General features: G+C 66.3%; 13 protein-coding genes. 9 read left to right on the top strand and 4 right to left on the bottom strand.

Going from position 1 to position 18202, the window contains the following annotated elements:
• Nucleotides 1-3 precede the first annotated feature (3 nt).
• Nucleotides 4-768: a molybdate ABC transporter substrate-binding protein gene (gene modA / locus FOF45_RS05210; RefSeq protein ID WP_158982933.1), complete on the bottom strand. Its 765-nt coding sequence runs from the start codon at nucleotides 766-768 to the stop codon at nucleotides 4-6.
• A gap of 232 nt (nucleotides 769-1000) precedes the next feature.
• Between modA and FOF45_RS05205 the strand changes: the two genes are divergently transcribed.
• From FOF45_RS05205 to FOF45_RS05195, 3 genes are all read left to right on the top strand, one after another.
• Complete coding sequence (locus FOF45_RS05205) at nucleotides 1001-2005, top strand: helix-turn-helix domain-containing protein (protein ID WP_158982932.1); 1005 nt, start codon at nucleotides 1001-1003, stop codon at nucleotides 2003-2005.
• A gap of 262 nt (nucleotides 2006-2267) precedes the next feature.
• Nucleotides 2268-6596, top strand: a complete 4329-nt coding sequence (locus tag FOF45_RS05200; RefSeq protein WP_158982931.1) for a YadA-like family protein — start codon at nucleotides 2268-2270, stop codon at nucleotides 6594-6596.
• Between the two features lie 125 nt (nucleotides 6597-6721).
• Nucleotides 6722-8476: a S8 family peptidase gene (locus FOF45_RS05195; protein WP_158982930.1), complete on the top strand. Its 1755-nt coding sequence runs from the start codon at nucleotides 6722-6724 to the stop codon at nucleotides 8474-8476.
• Between the two features lie 68 nt (nucleotides 8477-8544).
• Here FOF45_RS05195 and FOF45_RS05190 read toward each other — a convergent pair whose 3' ends face one another.
• Entirely contained in the window at nucleotides 8545-8898 is a 354-nt protein-coding gene (locus tag FOF45_RS05190; protein WP_158982929.1) for a hypothetical protein, read from the bottom strand.
• Nucleotides 8895-9296: a cupin domain-containing protein gene (locus tag FOF45_RS05185; protein ID WP_158982928.1), complete on the bottom strand. Its 402-nt coding sequence runs from the start codon at nucleotides 9294-9296 to the stop codon at nucleotides 8895-8897. Before FOF45_RS05185 ends, FOF45_RS05190 begins: the two co-directional genes overlap by 4 nt.
• A gap of 570 nt (nucleotides 9297-9866) precedes the next feature.
• Here FOF45_RS05185 and FOF45_RS05180 point away from each other — a divergent pair.
• A complete protein-coding gene (locus FOF45_RS05180) occupies nucleotides 9867-11078 on the top strand; it encodes an epoxide hydrolase family protein (RefSeq protein ID WP_199244433.1) in 1212 nt (403 codons plus the stop codon).
• Nucleotides 11079-11104: 26 nt separating this feature from the next.
• Complete coding sequence (locus FOF45_RS05175; RefSeq protein ID WP_158982926.1) at nucleotides 11105-12310, top strand: epoxide hydrolase family protein; 1206 nt, start codon at nucleotides 11105-11107, stop codon at nucleotides 12308-12310.
• A gap of 27 nt (nucleotides 12311-12337) precedes the next feature.
• On the opposite strand, the gene FOF45_RS05170 is transcribed toward FOF45_RS05175, so the two are convergent.
• Complete coding sequence (locus FOF45_RS05170; protein WP_158982925.1) at nucleotides 12338-12793, bottom strand: MarR family winged helix-turn-helix transcriptional regulator; 456 nt, start codon at nucleotides 12791-12793, stop codon at nucleotides 12338-12340.
• Nucleotides 12794-13100: 307 nt separating this feature from the next.
• Between FOF45_RS05170 and FOF45_RS05165 the strand changes: the two genes are divergently transcribed.
• From FOF45_RS05165 to FOF45_RS05150, 4 genes are all read left to right on the top strand, one after another.
• On the top strand, nucleotides 13101-13415 hold the full coding sequence (locus FOF45_RS05165; RefSeq protein WP_158982924.1) for a cupin domain-containing protein: 315 nt from the start codon (nucleotides 13101-13103) through the stop codon (nucleotides 13413-13415).
• A gap of 96 nt (nucleotides 13416-13511) precedes the next feature.
• On the top strand, nucleotides 13512-13958 hold the full coding sequence (locus tag FOF45_RS05160) for an Ohr family peroxiredoxin (RefSeq protein ID WP_158982923.1): 447 nt from the start codon (nucleotides 13512-13514) through the stop codon (nucleotides 13956-13958).
• 100 nt (nucleotides 13959-14058) lie between these two features.
• Nucleotides 14059-14334 (top strand): hypothetical protein, encoded by a 276-nt coding sequence (locus FOF45_RS05155; protein ID WP_158982922.1) that lies wholly within the window; start codon nucleotides 14059-14061, stop codon nucleotides 14332-14334.
• Between the two features lie 601 nt (nucleotides 14335-14935).
• Nucleotides 14936-18106 (top strand): TonB-dependent receptor, encoded by a 3171-nt coding sequence (locus FOF45_RS05150; RefSeq protein ID WP_158982921.1) that lies wholly within the window; start codon nucleotides 14936-14938, stop codon nucleotides 18104-18106.
• Nucleotides 18107-18202 lie beyond the last annotated feature (96 nt).

Genomic DNA, 18202 nt, shown 5'->3' with positions numbered 1-18202 from the left:
GGTTCAGCGCTTGAGCAGGGTGAAGCCGTACTTGGCGAAGATCGCGGCCGCGGCCGGCGACGTCTGCACGAAGCGCAGGAAGGCCTTCGTCTCCGGACGCGCGCCTTCGACCGCGGCGAACGGGTAGACGATCGGCTTGTGTGTGTTGGCCGGGAAGGTGGCGAGCAGCTCGACCTTCTGGCTGATCTTCGCGTCGGTCGCGTAGACGATGCCGAGCGGACACTCGCCGCGTTCGACGAAGGTCAGCGCGGTGCGCACGTCGTCGGTGCCGACCACGCGGCCCTTGAGCGAATCCCACCAGCCCAGGTTCTGCATCGCCTCGCGCGCGTAGATGCCGACCGGCACGACGCCGGGCTCGCCGGTGCACAGCTTGCCGGTGAAGGCGCCGGCCAGGTCGAAGCCGCGCTTGGTCTGGACCGGAAAGCGTCGGCCCTGCGGGACGATCATCACCAGCGAGTTGCCCAGCAGGTTGGTGCGCGTGCCTGCCTGGACCTTGCCGCGCTGGTCGAGGTAGTCCATCCAGGTGAGGTCGGCCGAGGCGAAGACGTCGGCCGGCGCGCCGGCTTCGATCTGCTTGGCGAGCGCCGAGGACGCGGCATAGGCCAGGCTGGGCTTGGGGTGGCCGGCCTTTTCCCACTCCGCGCCGATGTCGTTGAGGGCGTTGGTCAGACTGGCCGCGGCGAACACCCGCACCGGTTCCTCGGCCAGGGCCGGGCCGGACAGGGCAAGGACGAGCAGCAGGAAGACGCGGTGGATCCAGGCACGCATGGGCTTGCTCCGACACGGGGTCTGGCAATATGTACTCTCCTATATAGCGTATGTCCTGCCGCCCCGTGGCCTCAACATCCGGGCCCGGGATAGGAATCCGGGGACGCCTGGACAATGCGGCGGGACAAATGCCCAACAGCGCCCCGGCCGCAGCGCCTTAGGTTGATGCGGTGTTCACGGCGCTGTCCCCCGTTCGCCCAGCCGCCGCCTCCTCCCTTTGCCACTGCGTCCCATGCGGTCGCGGTTGAGCATCGTCGGCGAGGCGAAGGACGAGGCCGCCGACGCGACGCCATGCGATGCAAACCCGACCCTGCTGTCGCTCTCCACCGACGACGACGCCGCCAGCGATCGCTTCGAGTACTGGCGGCGGCTGGTCCGCCATCGATTCAACTGGGACCTGTTCGCTCCCGCTGCACTGGGTCGCGAGGACTACCGCGCGCGACTGCTCGTCTGCGATACCGGAAACATCGCGTTCCTGCGCAGCGAGGCGGGCGCGGCACGTGCGCGCCCCTGTTCGCGCGAGCGCGGCGAATTGCGCTTGATGCTGCTGCTCTCGGGACAAGCACGTATCCAGGGGGTCGACCGCGCCGTCGAGGAACAGGTTCGCACCGGCGACCTGTTCCTGTTCGACACGCAGGCGACCGGCATCGCCGACTGGACCGCGCATGTGCACCTGTCGCTGCGCATGCCGATCGCGTGTCGCGCGCTGTTGCAGGGATCGCCGGTCCGCCGCATCGAACAGCCGGAACTGGCACGGATGTTGACGGCGCAACTGCAATTGCTCGACACGCTCGCCGAACGGCTGGATGCGGGTGAACTTTCGACGCTGGTCGACAGCACGGCGAAGTTCGCAGCCGATGCGCTTCGCGCGACGATGCGCATCAACCTGCTGCCGTCGTCGCGACAGTCGATGTCGCAGCGTCGATTCAATGGCGCACTTCGCCACATCGAAGCCAACCTGCATCGCGCGGGACTCGACGTCGTCGAGATCGCGCGCGCGGCCGGCTGTTCGCGCACCGAGCTTTATCGCCTGTTCGCCGCGCGTGGGCTCACCGTCAGCGGACATCTTCGCGAACTGCGCCTGGTGCGATGCCACGAGGCACTGCGTTGTGGATCGACGGACGCGAACATCGGCCAGATCGCATTCCTGCACGGATTCGGCGACCTGCATGCGTTCACTCGCTTGTTCAAGCGTCGCTTCGGCATCACGCCGGGACAGGCGCGTCCGCCGCGCTAGTCCGTACGCCGTCGCATCGTCTTGATCGCGCGCGGGTTTCGCGAATCGATCGAGACGAATGATCAATCGACCGGGATGTCTCCACAAAGCCGCCGCATCCACGCACGCCTAGTTTGAAACCGGGGCATGCAACGTTCAGTTCCGGTTCGCTTCGTACCGCGTTTTTCGCGCGGTTCGCGGGAGAAGCCGGCGCGGCGAAACGTCGGCACGCCTCGTGCGACTGCGGTCGCGCTCCCCTCCCGCGTGCCTTCGGAGTAACACGATGTTCGTACACGATTCGCAGCCATCCGCGCTGCGCCGACGCTTGTTGCCGGCCGTCATCTGCGCCGTGCTGGTTTCCAACGTGGCCACGGCGGCCGAGACGTGCGTGACGCGCGACGCATCGGGCTCGCTCGTTCCCGCGGCGACCGCCAGCGCGAACGGGCAAGGTGCGATCGCTTGTGGCGCGTGGGTCGATATCGACGGTGATGGCGGGGTCGATCCCGACGAAATGACGTTCGCCGATGGCGAGAACGCCTCGGCATTCGGCGCGCTCGCGCAGGCGTTGGGAAGCAACACCACCGCGCTGGGTGCTTACAGCGCAGCGACGGCCGAAAACAGCACCGCGCTGGGTGCCTACAGCCTGGCCACGGGCGAGGGCAGTACGGCAGTCGGTGTCGACGCGTTCGCGCTGGGCGCGAACAGCACCGCCACCGGTCACAATGCAGCTGCCCTGGCCGACAACGCGACTGCGATTGGCACGGGCGCATCGGCGCAAGGCGTGGGCAGCGCCGCGTTCGGCATGGGCGCCAGCACCGCGGGCGACGATTCGCTCGCGGCTGGCACGGGCGCCGTCGCAGGAGGAACCGCCAGCCTTGCGCTTGGCAGGTCGGCTTCCGCCACCGGCGAGAACGGCACGGCCATCGGCCTGACGGCGGCCAGCATCGGAAAGGACAGCGCCGCCATCGGCACCGGCGCGTACGCGTCCGGCACTTCCGCAGTCGCACTGGGCGAACACGCATCGGCACAGGCCTCGTACGCCATCGCCGGAGGCAACGGCGCGAAGGCGACCGGCAGCCAGTCGTCGGCCTACGGCACGCAGGCCTATGCGACGGGATTCGGTTCGGTCGCGAACGGCGGCTACTCCACCGCCAGCGGGAATTACAGCGTGGCGACGGGCTATGCATCGATCGCTTCGGGTGCCAACAGTATCGCCATCGGCACCTTCCGTCCGTCCAGCAGCACGAAGTTGCCCCCGGTGCAGACGACGGCCGCGGGCGACAACGCGATAGCGGTCGGTTCCGGCGCGAACGCGCTGCACACCCGTTCGGTGGTGCTGGGGTATTCGGCCACGGACCATGACCCTGCGCTGCCAAGCCTGGGCTACTCCGTGGCCGTCGGTTCCGAAGCCGCCGCCTTGGGGTCGAGCAGTATCGCCATCGGCCAGCGCGCGTCGGCGACCTCCAACGGTGCAACGCCTTCGGTCGGGAACATCGCCATCGGCGCCGGCTCGAAAGCCCTGCTCGATCAGGCGATCGCGGTTGGGCAGAGCGCTTGGGCCACGCAGCAGGCCGCGATGGCGCAGGGCTTCAACTCGTACGCGACCGGCATCAGCAGCGTCGCTCTGGGCAACAACGCTCAGGCGCGCGCCGACACCGCCATCGCGATGGGCAAGGATGCCAAGGTCAGCATCAACGGCGTCGACAGCATGGCGCTGGGTGCGAATGCCATCGTCAACGCGGGCGTGACGCAGGCCGTTGCGATCGGCTCCGGTTCGGTGGCGACGGTGAACAACACCGTCTCCATCGGCAAGGTTGGCGCGGAACGCAAGCTGGTGAACCTTGCCGCGGCGACGCTCTCACCCACCAGTACCGAAGCGGTCAACGGCAGCCAGCTGTTCGCCACCAACCAGCGCGTCGGCACGCTGGAAAGCACCGTCAGCGGACTCGGCACAGGCGCCGGCATCAAGTACTTCCATGCCAACGGTGGTTCGACGCCGATTGCCGACTCGCAGGCCATCGGTGTCGCGAGCGTCGCGGTCGGTCCGGCGACGCAGGCCTCGGGAACCGCCGCCGTGGCGACGGGTACGTGGGTGGACAGCAACGGCGACGGCGTGGTCGATGCAGAGGAAGTCACCCGCGCCGACGGTGAGCGCAGCACCGCGTACGGCGCGGTAGCGCAGGCGGCGGGGGACGGCAGCACTGCATTGGGCGCGTACAGCTTCGCGCAGGGGATGCAGAGTACGGCCGTCGGGCAGAACGCGTTCGCTATCGGTGCGCGCAGCACGGCCAACGGTGCTGGCGCATCGGCCATCGGCGATGACAGCGTCGCGATGGGTACGTCGTCTGTCGCGGAAGGTGCGAACGGCACGGCGCTCGGTGCACGCAGTCAGGCCACCGGGCCGAGCAGCACCGTGGTAGGTGCGGATGCGATTGCACGCGGTGAACGCTCGATCGCGATGGGCAATGCCGCATTCGTCACCGGAAACGACAGCGCGGCCATCGGTGCCAACGCGCAAGCCACGGGAGCCCGGGCAATCGCTGCAGGCAACGGTGCACAGGCAACCGCCAACAACAGCGTCGCGCTCGGTAACCTGTCCCGGGCGAGCGACGTGGGCGCCACTGCGCTCGGTAGTGCCGCGATCGCGGCGGGCTCCAGCTCGATCGCGATCGGGCGCGCCAGCGCGACCAACATCTTCAGCATCGCGCAAGGCTACTTCGTCTCGGCCACGGGTCCGGCGGCGATCGCCATCGGCGCGTACAACGGCGCGTCCGGCGAAGGTTCCATCGCGATGGGCCACAGCGCGCGCTCGCGCGGACTCGGCATGGTGGCGATCGGCTATCAGAGCGGCTTCTTCGACGACGTGGCGGGCGGCATTGGTGGCGACAACAGCGTCGCCATCGGCAACAAGACGCGCTTGGGCCAGTACTTCCTGGCGGACATGCAGACGCGTGTCTATGCCGTCAACGCCACCGCTGTCGGTGCGGGCGCCGCAGCCGCCGACGACAGTGCGGCCTACGGACGCGGGTCGGTGGCGATGGGCGTGCACGACGTGGCGGTCGGCAACAATGCGGCCGTCAGTGCCACCGTCAAGAAGTGGGTTACCGGCACCAACATCTTCGAGTACGGGCCAAGCTGGTCGGTTGCGCTGGGCGATGGCGCGCGTGTGACGAATGTCGATGGCAAGGGCGTCTACGGCGTCGCTCCGACGACGATGTCGGTCGCGCTTGGTGCCAACTCGCTCGCCAACCAGTCCTACACCGTGTCGGTGGGAAGCGACGGCTCGCTGGGAACCACCGCGTTCACGCGTCGCATCACCAACGTCACAGCGGGATTCAATCCGACCGATGGTGTGAACGTCAGCCAGCTGCAACAGACGCTGGGTTTGTTCGGCGCGGGCGCCGCGCTGAATCCGGACGGCACCGTCGCCGCACCGAACTACCTCATTGGCGGCAACCTCTATCACGACGTCGGCAGTGCGCTTGGTGCATTGAGCAGCACGGTCGGTGGAATGGTCGACGGTGGTGGCGTGAAGTACTTCCACGCCGATGGCGGCGCCGGCCAGATCGACTCGCAGGTCACCGGCGCGGGCGGCGTCGCGATGGGAGCCGGTGCGCAGGCCAGCGGTGCGGGCAGCGTCGCGCTCGGCGCCGGTTCGAACGACGGCGGTCGCGGCGCGGAGCAGTACGTGGGTCGCTATTCCGGCGCGGACAACAACAGCGTCGGCACGGTGTCGGTAGGCACTTCGGGTGGCGAACGCACCATCAGCAACGTCGCCGACGCCAGGGAGGCGACCGATGCCGTGAACCTGCGCCAGCTCGCCGGCGCCGTGCAGGAAGCGAATGCCTACACCGACAGCCAGATCGGCGCGATCACCGGAACGGTCGGTGGCATCAGCAACACGCTCAACCAGCTCAGCGACACCACCGAAGCCTTGCGTAACGGCACGGCCGGCATGTTCCAGGTCGATCCGGCCAACACCTCGCCGGCGCCGGTCGCCAGCGGTGCGGGTTCCACCGCGGGCGGCGCGGGCGCGCAGGCCAGCGGCAGTCTGGCCACGGCGCTGGGCACCGGTGCGCAGGCCACGGCGTCGAATGCGGTGGCGCTGGGTGCGGGTTCTGTGGCCGATCGCGACAACAGCGTGTCGGTCGGAAACGCCGGTGCGGAACGGCAGGTGACGAATGTTGCCGCCGGCACCGCCGACACCGATGCGGTAAACGTGGCGCAGCTCAATGAGCGCAACGCGCGCACGCTGACCGACGCCAATGCGTACACCGATGCGCAGATGCGCGCGATGAACGCCGGTTTCGGTCAGATGCAGGACGACTTCGCCGCCTACAAGGGCCAGGTCAACGACCGCTTCATCCGCACCGATGCGCGCATCCAGCGTGTCGGCGCGATGAGTGCGGCGATGGCGCAGATGACGTCGAACACGTCCGGCCTGTCGGGCGTCAATCGCGTCGGCGTCGGTGTCGGAACCTACGGCAGCGAAGCGGCGATCTCGTTCGGCTACCAGCGCGCCCTTGGCAACAGCCGCGGCAGCGTATCGCTCGGTGCGGCTTTCACCGGTGACGACTCCAGCGTCGGTGCCGGTGCCGGGTTCAGCTGGTGACTCGCGGCGGACGCTGGTGCGACCGGCGTCCGCTCCCTCCCGATGACTTCCACCCAGGCCGCGCGCGACGTCCGTCCGCGCAGCCGTGTCCTTCAACGTCCCACTTCGTTCACGGAGTAAACGCAATGCAGCGCAAGTCCCTCTGTCTCGCCCTGATTGGTGCGATGGCGTTCATCGCCGGCACCGCCACTGCCGCCACACGTGTGGTTCCTTTCCAGGGCCCGTCGTCCTCCTCCGAACAGGAGACCTTCGGTCGCTTCATCGTCAAATACCGCAGCGGTACCGCGCAGCGCTCCGACAGTCGCAAGGTGACGTCATCGCTCAACACGCGCGTCGCGAATGTCTTCGGTGCGAACAAGGCGATCCGCACCAGCCACGTGCGCCGACTGAGCGCCAACGGTGCGGATGTCGTGCGGACCTCGCGCAAGCTCGACATGGCCGAGGCGAAGGCGCTGATGGCCGCCATCGCCGCCGATCCGGCGGTGGAATCGGTCCGCATCGATCGTCTTCTGCAGCACACCGCCGCACCGAACGACCCGTACTACACGACTTATCAGTGGGACTACTTCAACCCGGTCGGCGGCATCAATGCGCCGAGCGCATGGGACGCGGGCGCGAAGGGCGGCGGCATCGTCGTTGCCGTGCTGGACACGGGCATCACCAAGCACAGCGACCTCGACGCCAACGCGCTGGAGGGCTACGACTTCATCAGCGACGCCTTCGTGTCCGGACGCGCGACCGACGAACGCGCGCCCGGTGGCGCCGACCTTGGCGACTGGACGACCGCTGGCATGTGCGGCGCCAACAGCGCGGCGAAGAACAGCTCCTGGCATGGTTCGCACGTTGCCGGCACCGTCGCCGAAGTGACGAACAACGGCATCGGCATGGCTGGCGTTGCCCACAATGCGAAGATCCTGCCGGTGCGCGTACTCGGCCATTGCGGCGGTTACGACTCCGACATCGCCGACGCCGTGGTATGGGCGTCGGGCGGGCACGTCGACGGCGTGCCGGACAATACCCAACCCGCCGAGGTCATCAACATGAGTCTGGGCGGCAGCGGAACCTGCAGCCCCGAGATGCAGTCGGCCATCGACGGCGCGGTGTCCCGTGGGACGACCATCGTGATCGCCGCCGGCAACGACAACGACGACGCGATGAACCACACCCCGGCCAACTGCCGAAACGTGATCACCGTTGGCGCGACCGGAATCTCGGCGCGTCGCGCGTTCTATTCCAACTACGGCACGCGCATCGACATCGCCGCGCCGGGCGGTGGCTACAACGACGGTGCGAACAACCAGGAGAACTTCATCTGGTCGGCGGGTAACGAGGGCAAGACGGTGCCTGAGAAGGAAACCTACATGGGCATGGTCGGTACCTCGCAGGCGACGCCGCACGTGGCCGGCGTCGTCGCCCTCGTGCAGAGCGCGGTCGGCACGCCGATGACGCCCGCACAGGTCGCCAGCCTGCTCAAGCAGACCGCGCGGCCGTTCCCGGCGCCGACCGACAGGCCGCTGGGTGCGGGCATCGTGGATGCGAATGCCGCGGTCGCGGCCGCCACGAGCACCGTGCCCGCGACGCTGCTGTCCAATGGCGTGGCGCGCGCCGGTATCACTGGCGCGGCGGGCGACGAGCTGATGTACATGGTCGCTGTGCCCGCCGGCGCGAAGCTGTCGGTGCTGACCTACGGCGGCACGGGACAGATCAAGGTCTTCGCCAAGGCGGGAGATGCGCCGACCGCGCAGAGCTACGACGCGTCCTCGCAGCGACCCGGCACCAACCAGACGCTGACGGTGCCGACAACGGTGGCTGGCCTGTACTACATCAAGATCGTCGGCGTCACGGCGTTCTCCGGCGTCAACATCCGCGCGACGTTCTGAGTCGTCACGCGCGCTGCGAATGAAGCCCCGCGGTGCGGGGCTTCATTCGTTCTGGTCCGGGTGCGTGCTCAGGGCTCGTCTTCCCACACGGTCGGGACGTCGAACATGCCCGGCTTGATCGGCTGCTCGCTGGTGAAGTTGAGTTTCATGCGCTGCCTTGCGTCCGTGCCGACATTCGTGGTCGTCGACACGTCCGCAGGCTCGCCATCGGGCGCGCCGATGCGCGGCGACTCCGCTCGCGAAAGCGCCCATGCATCGTCGACGGGGGCATTGACGTCGCGCGTCGTCTCCGCCTCGGTGCGATCGCTTGTCGCGACGCTCGCCACGGCAAGGTCACGCGATTGCGCTCTCGCGAGGGAAGGCGCACAGACGAAGCCCGCCAACAGCATCGCGCCGATGATGAGCCTTGCGGACGCGTTCACTTCGCCGGCACCACGAGCGGCTTGCCCTTCTCGACGATGTACGTCGCCAGCTCCGCGCCCTTGCCGTTGCCCACGTTCGCCACTTCGTGGTTCACGCCGTACGGAATGAACAACACTTCGCCTGCCTTGACCACCACGGGCGCGCGGCCTTCCAGGCGGTACTCCAGGGTTCCCTCGACCACATAGACGATCTCCTCGCCCGGATGGTGGTGGTTGGCCGCGACGACGCCGGGATCGATTCCCACCAGCACCTGGACCACTTCGCGTCCCGGTACGGACAGGTCGTTGCGCTGAAGATCGGTGCGCGTGATGCCCTTCTGTTGCGCCTGGGCGGATGGCACGATCAGTGTCGAGCCGAGCACGAGCGTTGCGGCCGCGATGGCATGGATCTTGTTCATGTGGGACGGTCTCCTTTTGCTGCGTTGCACGCATTAGGAACGGCGCGTGTATCGGCGGTGTGTCGCGCCCTCGGCGATTTGTATCCCTGTGTAGGGCCGGGCGCCGCGCTTGCAATGGCGTGCCGTACATCGAATGGACATACCCGACGAATGGCAGTTGCGATCCGATGAGACGCTGAAGTAAAAAACATGCTGGCAGACACGTAGAGCGCCACCGGCGGCCGCAACGGCTGCACAGGAACGGAGGCGCTGCAGCGATTCCAGGCGAATGATGCCGACGTGTCGCGTACGGAGTACGCACGCCTCGATGGATCGAACCGACCGCGCGGCCACACAGGCTGCGTGCGGTGCGTTGCCGCCTGGTGACAGCCCGTTGAAGTGAGCGTTTTCGAACCAGTTCCCCATGTGGAGCGCACTCCACGTGACGTGGTGTTGCGTCCCGAAGGAGGCCGTATGCAGAAGATGCCTCACCCCGATCTCCTGGCAAGACGCCGGTTCTGCGGTGCCGCGGCAGCCACGCTCGCCGCCGCGCCGTTGGGCCTGCTCAGCTGCTCAGACAGGACCACAGCCATGAACGAAGTCGCAGAAAAAAAGCCGGCGAGCGCGAGCTCGACCGAGATCCGTCCCTTCCAGTACAAGGCATCCGATGCGGACCTGACCGACCTGCGCAGGCGAATAGATGCCGTCAGGTGGCCGGAACGCGAGACGGTCAACGATTCCACCCAGGGCGTTCAGCTCGCGACGATCCAGAAGCTCGCCCAGCATTGGGCGACCAAGTACGACTGGCGCAAGACGGAGGCGAGGATCAACGCCGTCCCCAACTTCCTGACGAAGATCGATGGGCTGGATTTCCATTTCATGCACATCAAGTCGAAGCACGAGAACGCGCTGCCTTTGCTGGTCGCGCACGGTTGGCCGGGCTCCATCGTCGAGCAGATGAAGATCATCGGACCACTGACCGATCCCACAGCGCATGGCGGCACCGAGGCCGATGCGTTCCACCTGATCATCCCGTCGATGCCGGGCTACGGATTCTCCGAAAGGCCGACCACGACCGGATGGAATCCACCGCGCATCGCCGACGCATACAACGAACTGATGAAGCGGCTTGGCTATACGAAGTGGGGTGCCTCGGGCGGCGACTGGGGCGCGGTCGTCGTCGATCTTATGGCGCTGAAGACGCCGCCCGGAATGGTCGGCATCCACACCAACATGGCCGGCGTGGTCCCGCCGGAAATCGACAAGGCGCTGTTCCGCGGCGACCCGCCGCCGGCCGGCCTGAGCCCGGAAGAACAGCGCTGCTGCGAGCAGCTCGTGTTCACCTACAAGCACATCGGCTACGCGGTGATGATGGGCGATCGTCCGCAAACGCTGACCGGTCTGACCGATTCGCCGGTGGGCCTGGCGGCGTTCCTGCTCGATCACGATCCCAAGAGCTACGAGATGATCGCGCGTTCCATCGACGGCAAGCCCGAAGGGCTCACCCCCGACGACGTGCTCGACAACATCACGCTGTTCTGGCTGACCAACACCGCGCTCTCGGCGGCGCGCCTGTACTGGGAGAACAAGACGCCGTACTTCTCGGTCAAGGGCGTCACGATCCCGGTGGCGGTCAGCGCATTCCCGGACGAGCTCTACCAGGCGCCGAAGAGCTGGTCGGAGAAGGCATATCCGAAGCTGGTCTATTACAACGCACCACCAAAGGGCGGTCACTTCGCCGCGTGGGAACAGCCGGAGCTGTTCTGCAAGGATGTGCGCGCCGGGTTCAAGACGCTGCGATAACGGAACGCACGCGGAGGATCGACGCCATGAGCGGCACCGCGGGACTTGCGAGCGGATCGACCGGCGATGCTCGCCCGTTCACGTTCATGGCGTCGGAAGACCGGCTCGCCGACCTGCGCGCGCGAATCGAAGCGACGCGGTGGCCCGATCCCGAGACCGTAGCCGACGCGAGCCAGGGTGCGCAGCAGGCGACCGTCCGGAAGCTCGCTCAGCATTGGGTGACGGCGTACGACTGGCGCAAGGCCGAGGCGAGGATCAACGCCGTGCCGAACTTCGTCATGCGCCTCGACGGGATCGACTTCCACTTCATCCACGTGCGATCGAAACACCCGGACGCATTACCGCTCCTCGTGGCGCATGGCTGGCCGGCCTCGATCATCGAACGGATGAAGATCATCGGTCTGCTCACCGATCCCACGACCCACGGTGGAAGCGCGGCGGACGCGTTCCACCTCGTGATTCCCTCGATGCCCGGCTATGGATTCTCCGCGAAGCCGACATCGCCCGGCTGGAATCCACCGCGCATCGCTGGCGCGTACAACGAACTGATGAGGCGCCTCGGATACATGAAGTGGGGCGCGTCGGGTGGCGACTGGGGCGCGATCATCGTTGAGCAGATGGCGCTCGGAAAACCGCCCGGCCTGATCGGCATCCACACGAACATGCCGGGCGTGGTACCGCCGGAGATCGACGCGGCGGTCTCCCGTGGCGATCCGCTACCTGCGGACCTCACGGACGAAGAACGGCAGGCGTGCGAGGAGCTCGCCTTCGCCTACCGGCATATCGGCTATGCGCAGATGCTGGGCGACCGTCCGCAGACGCTGACCGGACTGGTCGATTCGCCCGTGGGCCTGGCCGCCTTCATGCTAGACAACGTGCCCAGGTTGTACGAGCTGTTCGCCCGCTCGATCGATGGAGCACCGGAAGGCATCACGTTGGACGACATCCTCGACAACATCACCCTGTTCTGGCTCACGGACACCGCCATTTCCGCGGCGCGGCTGTACTGGGAGAACAGGACGCCGTATTTCAGCGTGAAGGGCGTCGAACTGGCCGTCGCGGTCAGCGTCTTCCCGGAGGAGTTGTACCAGGCACCGCGCAGTTGGACGGAGAAGGCGTATCCGAACCTGGTGCACTACAACCGGCTGCCCAGAGGCGGGCATTTCCCCGCATGGGAACAGCCGGCGCTGTACTCGCAGGAAGTGCGCGCGGGCTTCAGCACGCTGAGATGACGACCGGGCGCGATGCCCGGTCCGTACTTACTCCTGCCCGGCGGCCCGCAGCAGGTTGGTGCGTAGCGCGACGATCTCCTTCTGCAGGCGTTTGAACTCGCCCGTCGAGATGCCGCACGCGTCGACCAGATCGGTCCCTAACGCCCGCTCGCGCAGGCGCTTGCCGCTTCGGGTCAGGCGCACGCGCACCTGTCGCTCGTCCTGCGGGTCGCGCGTGCGTTCCACGTGGCCCATGCCTTCGAGCTTCTTGAGGATCGGCGTGAGCGTGTTCGACTCGAGGAACAGCTTCTCGCCCAGGCCGCTCACGGTCTGGTCGTCCTCCTCCCACAGCGCCACGACGGTGACGTACTGCGTGTAGGTCAGGCCGAGCGCCTCGAGCATGGGCCGGTAGACCTTGCCGAAGGCGAGGTTGGTGGAATAGACGGCGAAGCAGAGGAAGTCCGCCAGCTTCGCGTCGGGGCGTGCATTGGAAGGGGATTTCATCCGTTGACCTCGTAATGGCTCGCTGCCATCATACATCGCATGCGAGTTAATCGGAACCGCTAGATATTGGCGGTCCCTGAATGGGGCGCGGCGCCGCCCAGAGAAGAAAAAGGGCGGGTGGCACTTGACAGTAAGCGGCCCCGAGTGGAACCTGTGTGAATCGCATGCGATTTAATCGCATTCGATGAACGAACGCAGAACGAGAACGTTCCGCCGGGTTGACGATCCAGACAGCCCTCCCTACGATGCAATCCATCGCATGCGATCTAATCGAATGCGATGTTAATCACTACCAGGAGACACCATCATGATCCATTTCCCGAAGGCGGCCCACCACTTCCAGGACACCGGCATCCCCGGCGTCCGCTTCTCCACGTTCTGGGGCGAAAACGGTAACGGCTCCGACCTGATCGAGTTCGAGGCGGGCGCCCGTTTCCCCCGCCACGACCACGAAGGCCCGGAAGAGATCCTGGTGCTGTCGGGCCGGATCCGCTTCGGCGACCTCATCCTCGCCCCCGGCGACTACATGCGCATCGGCCCCGGTGAGGAGCACGACGCGGAGGCGCTCGAGGATTCCCTGTTCTTCCTCGCCCATCAGGGCGGGGCCGTCATCAAGGAGTAGGGGTTCTTTCATGCCATAAAGATCGCATACGCTTTAAACGCACACGATATAAATAGTTCAACCAGTTCACTTTCCTCCAACGTAGAGCATCCCACCATGAGCAAGATCGACAAGGTTCTTTTCACCGGCAAGACCCACACCACCGTCGCCCAGGCGCCTTCGGCCCGCCACCACGGCAACGTCAACCTGCAGCTTTCCACGCCCGGTTCGGCCGAGGAAGAGCAGCGCTTCGCGGCCGTGGAGCCCCATCCGCTCGCCGAGCGACTGTTCGCGGGCGCTTGGTCGGCCTGCTACATCACGGCGCTTGGCCTGGTGGCCGCGCAGAAGCGGGTCACGCTCCCTGCCGATGCCTCGGTCGACATCGAGGTCGACGTGGGCCAGAGCGGCAACGAGTGGTTGCTCCAGGCGCGCTTCGACGTGCGTCTGCCGGGCTTGGACCAGGATGTCGCCGAGCAGATCGCGCATACCGCGCACGAGATCTGCCCGTACTCCAAGGCGACGCGCGGAAACATCGACGTGTCGGTGAACGTCGCCACGTCGTGACGAAACGGCCGGTCGCCGGGGTTCGCCCCGGCGTCGGCCCGTTCACTACCCCCGCGGCCGTCGGATGCGACGAGCCGCATGCACAGACTGGACTTCAGCCATGAACGACGATCGCAACCCCTACCACCCGATCAGCTGCGAATTCCACGACCTGCTCGAGGACCTGTCGACGTTGCGCAAGCGCACGGCCATCGGCTTCCGCGACGAAGGCGGCGCCGATCAGCAACGCGATGCCGTGATCACCGACGTCTTCGCCCGTGAAGGCTCGGAGTACGTGGCGCTGGACACAGGCGAGACCGTGCGGCTCGACCGGCTCGTCGAAGTGAACGGCCAGCGCCTTGCCGACTACGACGACGGCTCGGCTTGCCAGCTGTAATGGAGGGGCGGTGAGGTTCAAGTCCACCGCCAGCGCCTTTGCGGCCTGCCGCCGCTGATACAGGCGCCACGAACGCAAATCGCTACGCCAGCGACGACTCTCCGTTGTCGCTGGCGTCGCCATGCGCGCTATCCGACATCCCGCGAATCCGTTTCGAATGAAACGGTTTCTCCCTCGAAAACGCCTCTAATCGCGCTCTACTCACAATTGCTGCACTGCATGGTGACAGATTCGGCAAAGCGTGATTAGTTTGCGGTGAGCCGAAATGGTAGCGCTACCAAGCTCAGCGGCGGATCACGGGCCATCAGGGGGGCTCGCTGCCGCTTCGTTCGTTGTTCATGCATTCGTATCGAAAGCTTTGCGTCACAGCAGTGCTGCAAGCGGGGCGTGTCCGCTGATTGGGCGCGTCCGGTTGGAAGTAGCAGGCACGGGCCTGCGGGGTGCCCTGGGGAGGGGCGATACATCCATCGATCGAAGGTGAGAGGGCAGACCACATGATCTGGTTTCAGTCCCACGCAGTGAAGGCGTCCTGGACGAAGGCGTCAGCCGTGTCGCAAGCGCAGCGCGACAGCAGTTCTCCGAACAACGGGAGCGCCAGCTCATGAACCAACGAATGAAGCGCCTGAAGTCGCGCGCCATGTTCACGTTCGTGGGCGGCGTGCTCGTCATCAATCCCGCCTTCGCGCAGGACGCCGCGGTCGCCCAGGCACCGCAGGCGCAGACGGCAGAACAGGGACAACGGTCCACGGATGCGACCACGCTGGATTCGGTGGTGGTCACCGGCATCCGCGGAAGCCTCTCCGAGTCGATGGAGCTCAAGCGCGAATCGGCGGGTGTCGTCGACGCGATCAGCTCCGAGGACATCGGCAAGTTCCCCGATACCAACCTCGCCGAATCGCTGCAGCGCATCACCGGCATCTCGATCGAGCGCCGCGACGGCGAAGGCGCGCAGATCACCGCGCGCGGCTTCGGCCCGCAGTTCAACATGGTCACCCTCAACGGTCGCCAGATCCCGGGCGCGGACGCGTTCGGCGCGCCCGGCCAGGTGCCGATCGGCGGCGTCGACGGCGGTACGCGCGCCTTCAACTTCGCGCAGCTTGCGTCGGAGGCGATCGACACGCTGGTGGTCTACAAGACCGGCCAGGCCAACGTGCCCAGCGGCGGCATCGGCGCGACCATCGACATCCAGACCGCGCGTCCGTTCAACCACACCGGCCTGGTCGCCAGTGCGGGTGCGAAGGCGGTGTACGACGAGTCGCAGCCGTTCGAAAACGACATCACGCCCGAAGTCTCGGGCATCTTCAGCTACACCAACGACGACAAGACCTGGGGCGTGGGCCTGTCGGCCAGCTACCAGAAGCGCCACGGCGGTTCGGTGCAGTCGACCGAAAACGCCTGGAACATGCAGCGCTGGACCGGCACCGATCCGGCCCTGCGCCCCGATGCGATCGTCGTGAACGCGCCGGCGATCGGCCAGCTCTATGGCATGCCGAACGACCTGCGCTATGCCTTCGCCGATTTCGAACGCGAGCGCATCAACGGCCAGGCGGTGCTGCAGTTCGCGCCGACCGACGCGGTGACGTTGACCCTCGATTACACGTATTCCAGCAACGAGATCACCGAGAACCGCGGCGAGCAGACCATCTGGCTGCAGCGCGCCAACAGCTTCACCCATCTCACCTTCGACACCGATGAGCAGGTCGCTACTCCTATCTACCTGCGCGACATCGTCGGCACCAAGGACTTCGGCTACGAACAGCAGCGCCAGGAGCAGGAATACAAGCTCGATTCGCTGGGCTTCAACGCCAAGTGGGACGTCACCGATCGCTTCCGCCTGACCTTTGACGGACACGACACGACCTCCGAGAGCCTGCCCAACGACCCGACGACCGGCGGCAGTTCGACGTTCTTCTCGATCGCCGGCACCAACAACTGCACCGTCGGCCCGTACTGCGGCGGCAACTGGGCGCAGGAGCTGTTCTTCAACAACGGTCTGCCGATCGGCGCTCGCACGTGGTATCCGAATGCCATCGCGGCTGCCGCCAACACCGGCGGCACGGTCAACCCGGACTTCCCGGTCGAGCAGATCGGTTCGCAGGTGCTGCGCATCAACTACCAGCGCCAGGAAACCGAGATCAAGCAGGGCCGGATCGACGGCGAGTACAGCTTCGACGAGGGGCGCCTGCAGTTCGGCGTCGATTCGTCGCGCGTGACCATGACCCGCAAGCAGGCGACCGAGGCGTACTCGACGCTGGGCGACTGGGGCGTGGCCAACACGGGCAACGAGCCGGGACTCGCCGCGCTGCTGCGACCGGTGAACATCGTCGGCATGTTCGACGACTACAGCACCAACGGTGCCGCCACCGGGGCCTGGCGTGGCGATGCCACCGCGGGCGCATTGTGGGCCGGCGATTTCTACGGCGCCGCCACCCGCTACAACCCGCAGCTCGCGGCGGACAACCGCATCAAGGAAGACACCGATGCGGCGTACGCGCAGGTCGACCTGGACGGCACGCTCGGCGGCATGACCACGCACACCCGCATCGGTGTGCGCTACGAGAAGACGTACGTGACGTCGACTTCGGCCGTGGCCACGCCCAGCGCGATCCAGTGGCAGGCGAACAACGACTTCCGCATCATCCGCTCGGACGAGCAGCAGCCCTTCAGCGAGTCGCACAGCTACGACTACGTGCTGCCGAACCTGGACTTCAGCATCGACCTGACGGACGACATCAAGGGCCGTGCCTCGTTCAGCAAGACCATCGCACGTGCGCCGTACGGCAGCCTCTACGCGGGCCCGACGCCGAACCAGCCGACCGGCTCGATCCTCGTGAACCCGTCCGCACGCGCCGACGGTGAAGCGCAGAACCCGGCCCTGGATCCGCTGGAATCGGACAATCTCGATCTGGCGATCGAGTGGTACTTCGCCGACGCGAGCTTCATCTCGGTGACGTTCTGGAACAAGGACGTGAAGAACTTCATCGGCACCACGGTGGTGCGCGAACCGCTGTACGGCCTGACCGATCCGACGTCCGGACCCGATGCGCAGGCGGCGCTGGCGTTCCTCAACAGCGCAGCATGCGTGAGTCAGGTCACGGCGGCGGGCGGCGATCTCGCCCAGGCATGCTCGTCGAACGACACCGCGCTGTTCGCCGCGCTGGCGATGCTGCGCAATCCCGAGACCGGGGGCCTTGCGGCGTACAACGGCAGCTCGGCGCAGTCGCTCGCTATGGAGAACGCGTACGACCTGGTCGGCGAGGCGGACGATCCGCTGTACGAGTTCGATGTCCAGCGTCCGGTCAACCAGAACAGCGCCAACCTGCACGGTTGGGAAATGGGCGGCCAGTACTTCTTCGGCGATACGGGCTTCGGCGTGTTCGCCAACTACACGCTCGTCGATGGCGACGTTGCCTTCGACAACACCGTGATCGAGCGCGACCAGTTCGCCCTGCTCGGCCTGAGCGACACGGCCAACGTGATGCTCATGTACGAGAAGTACGGCTGGTCGGCCCGACTGGCGTGGAACTGGCGCGACGAGTACCTGATCTCGGCGAACGAGAACGGCTCCAACCGCAACCCGTACTACGTCGAGGAGTACTACCAGTGGGACCTGAGCGTGAACTACACGCTCAACGACAACTGGTCGTTCGGGCTCGAGGCGATCAACCTGACCGGCGAGGACGTGCGCTGGCACGGCCGCTCCGAGAAGCAGATCATCAAGCTGGTCGACCAGAGCCCGCGCTACATGCTCGGCGTGCGCTACAAGTTCTGAAGGTGAGCGATACCCTCCCGGCTGTGTCGCGAAAGGTGGGGGCCGCTGCGAAAGCAGTGGTCCCCTTTTTTTGAAGGTGGTTCACCGCTGCGGAAG

The sequence above is a fragment of the Lysobacter panacisoli genome (assembly GCF_009765165.1).
GTDB classification, from domain to species: Bacteria; Pseudomonadota; Gammaproteobacteria; order Xanthomonadales; family Xanthomonadaceae; genus Lysobacter_J; species Lysobacter_J panacisoli.
This window is presented reverse-complemented; position numbering and strand designations above follow the sequence as displayed.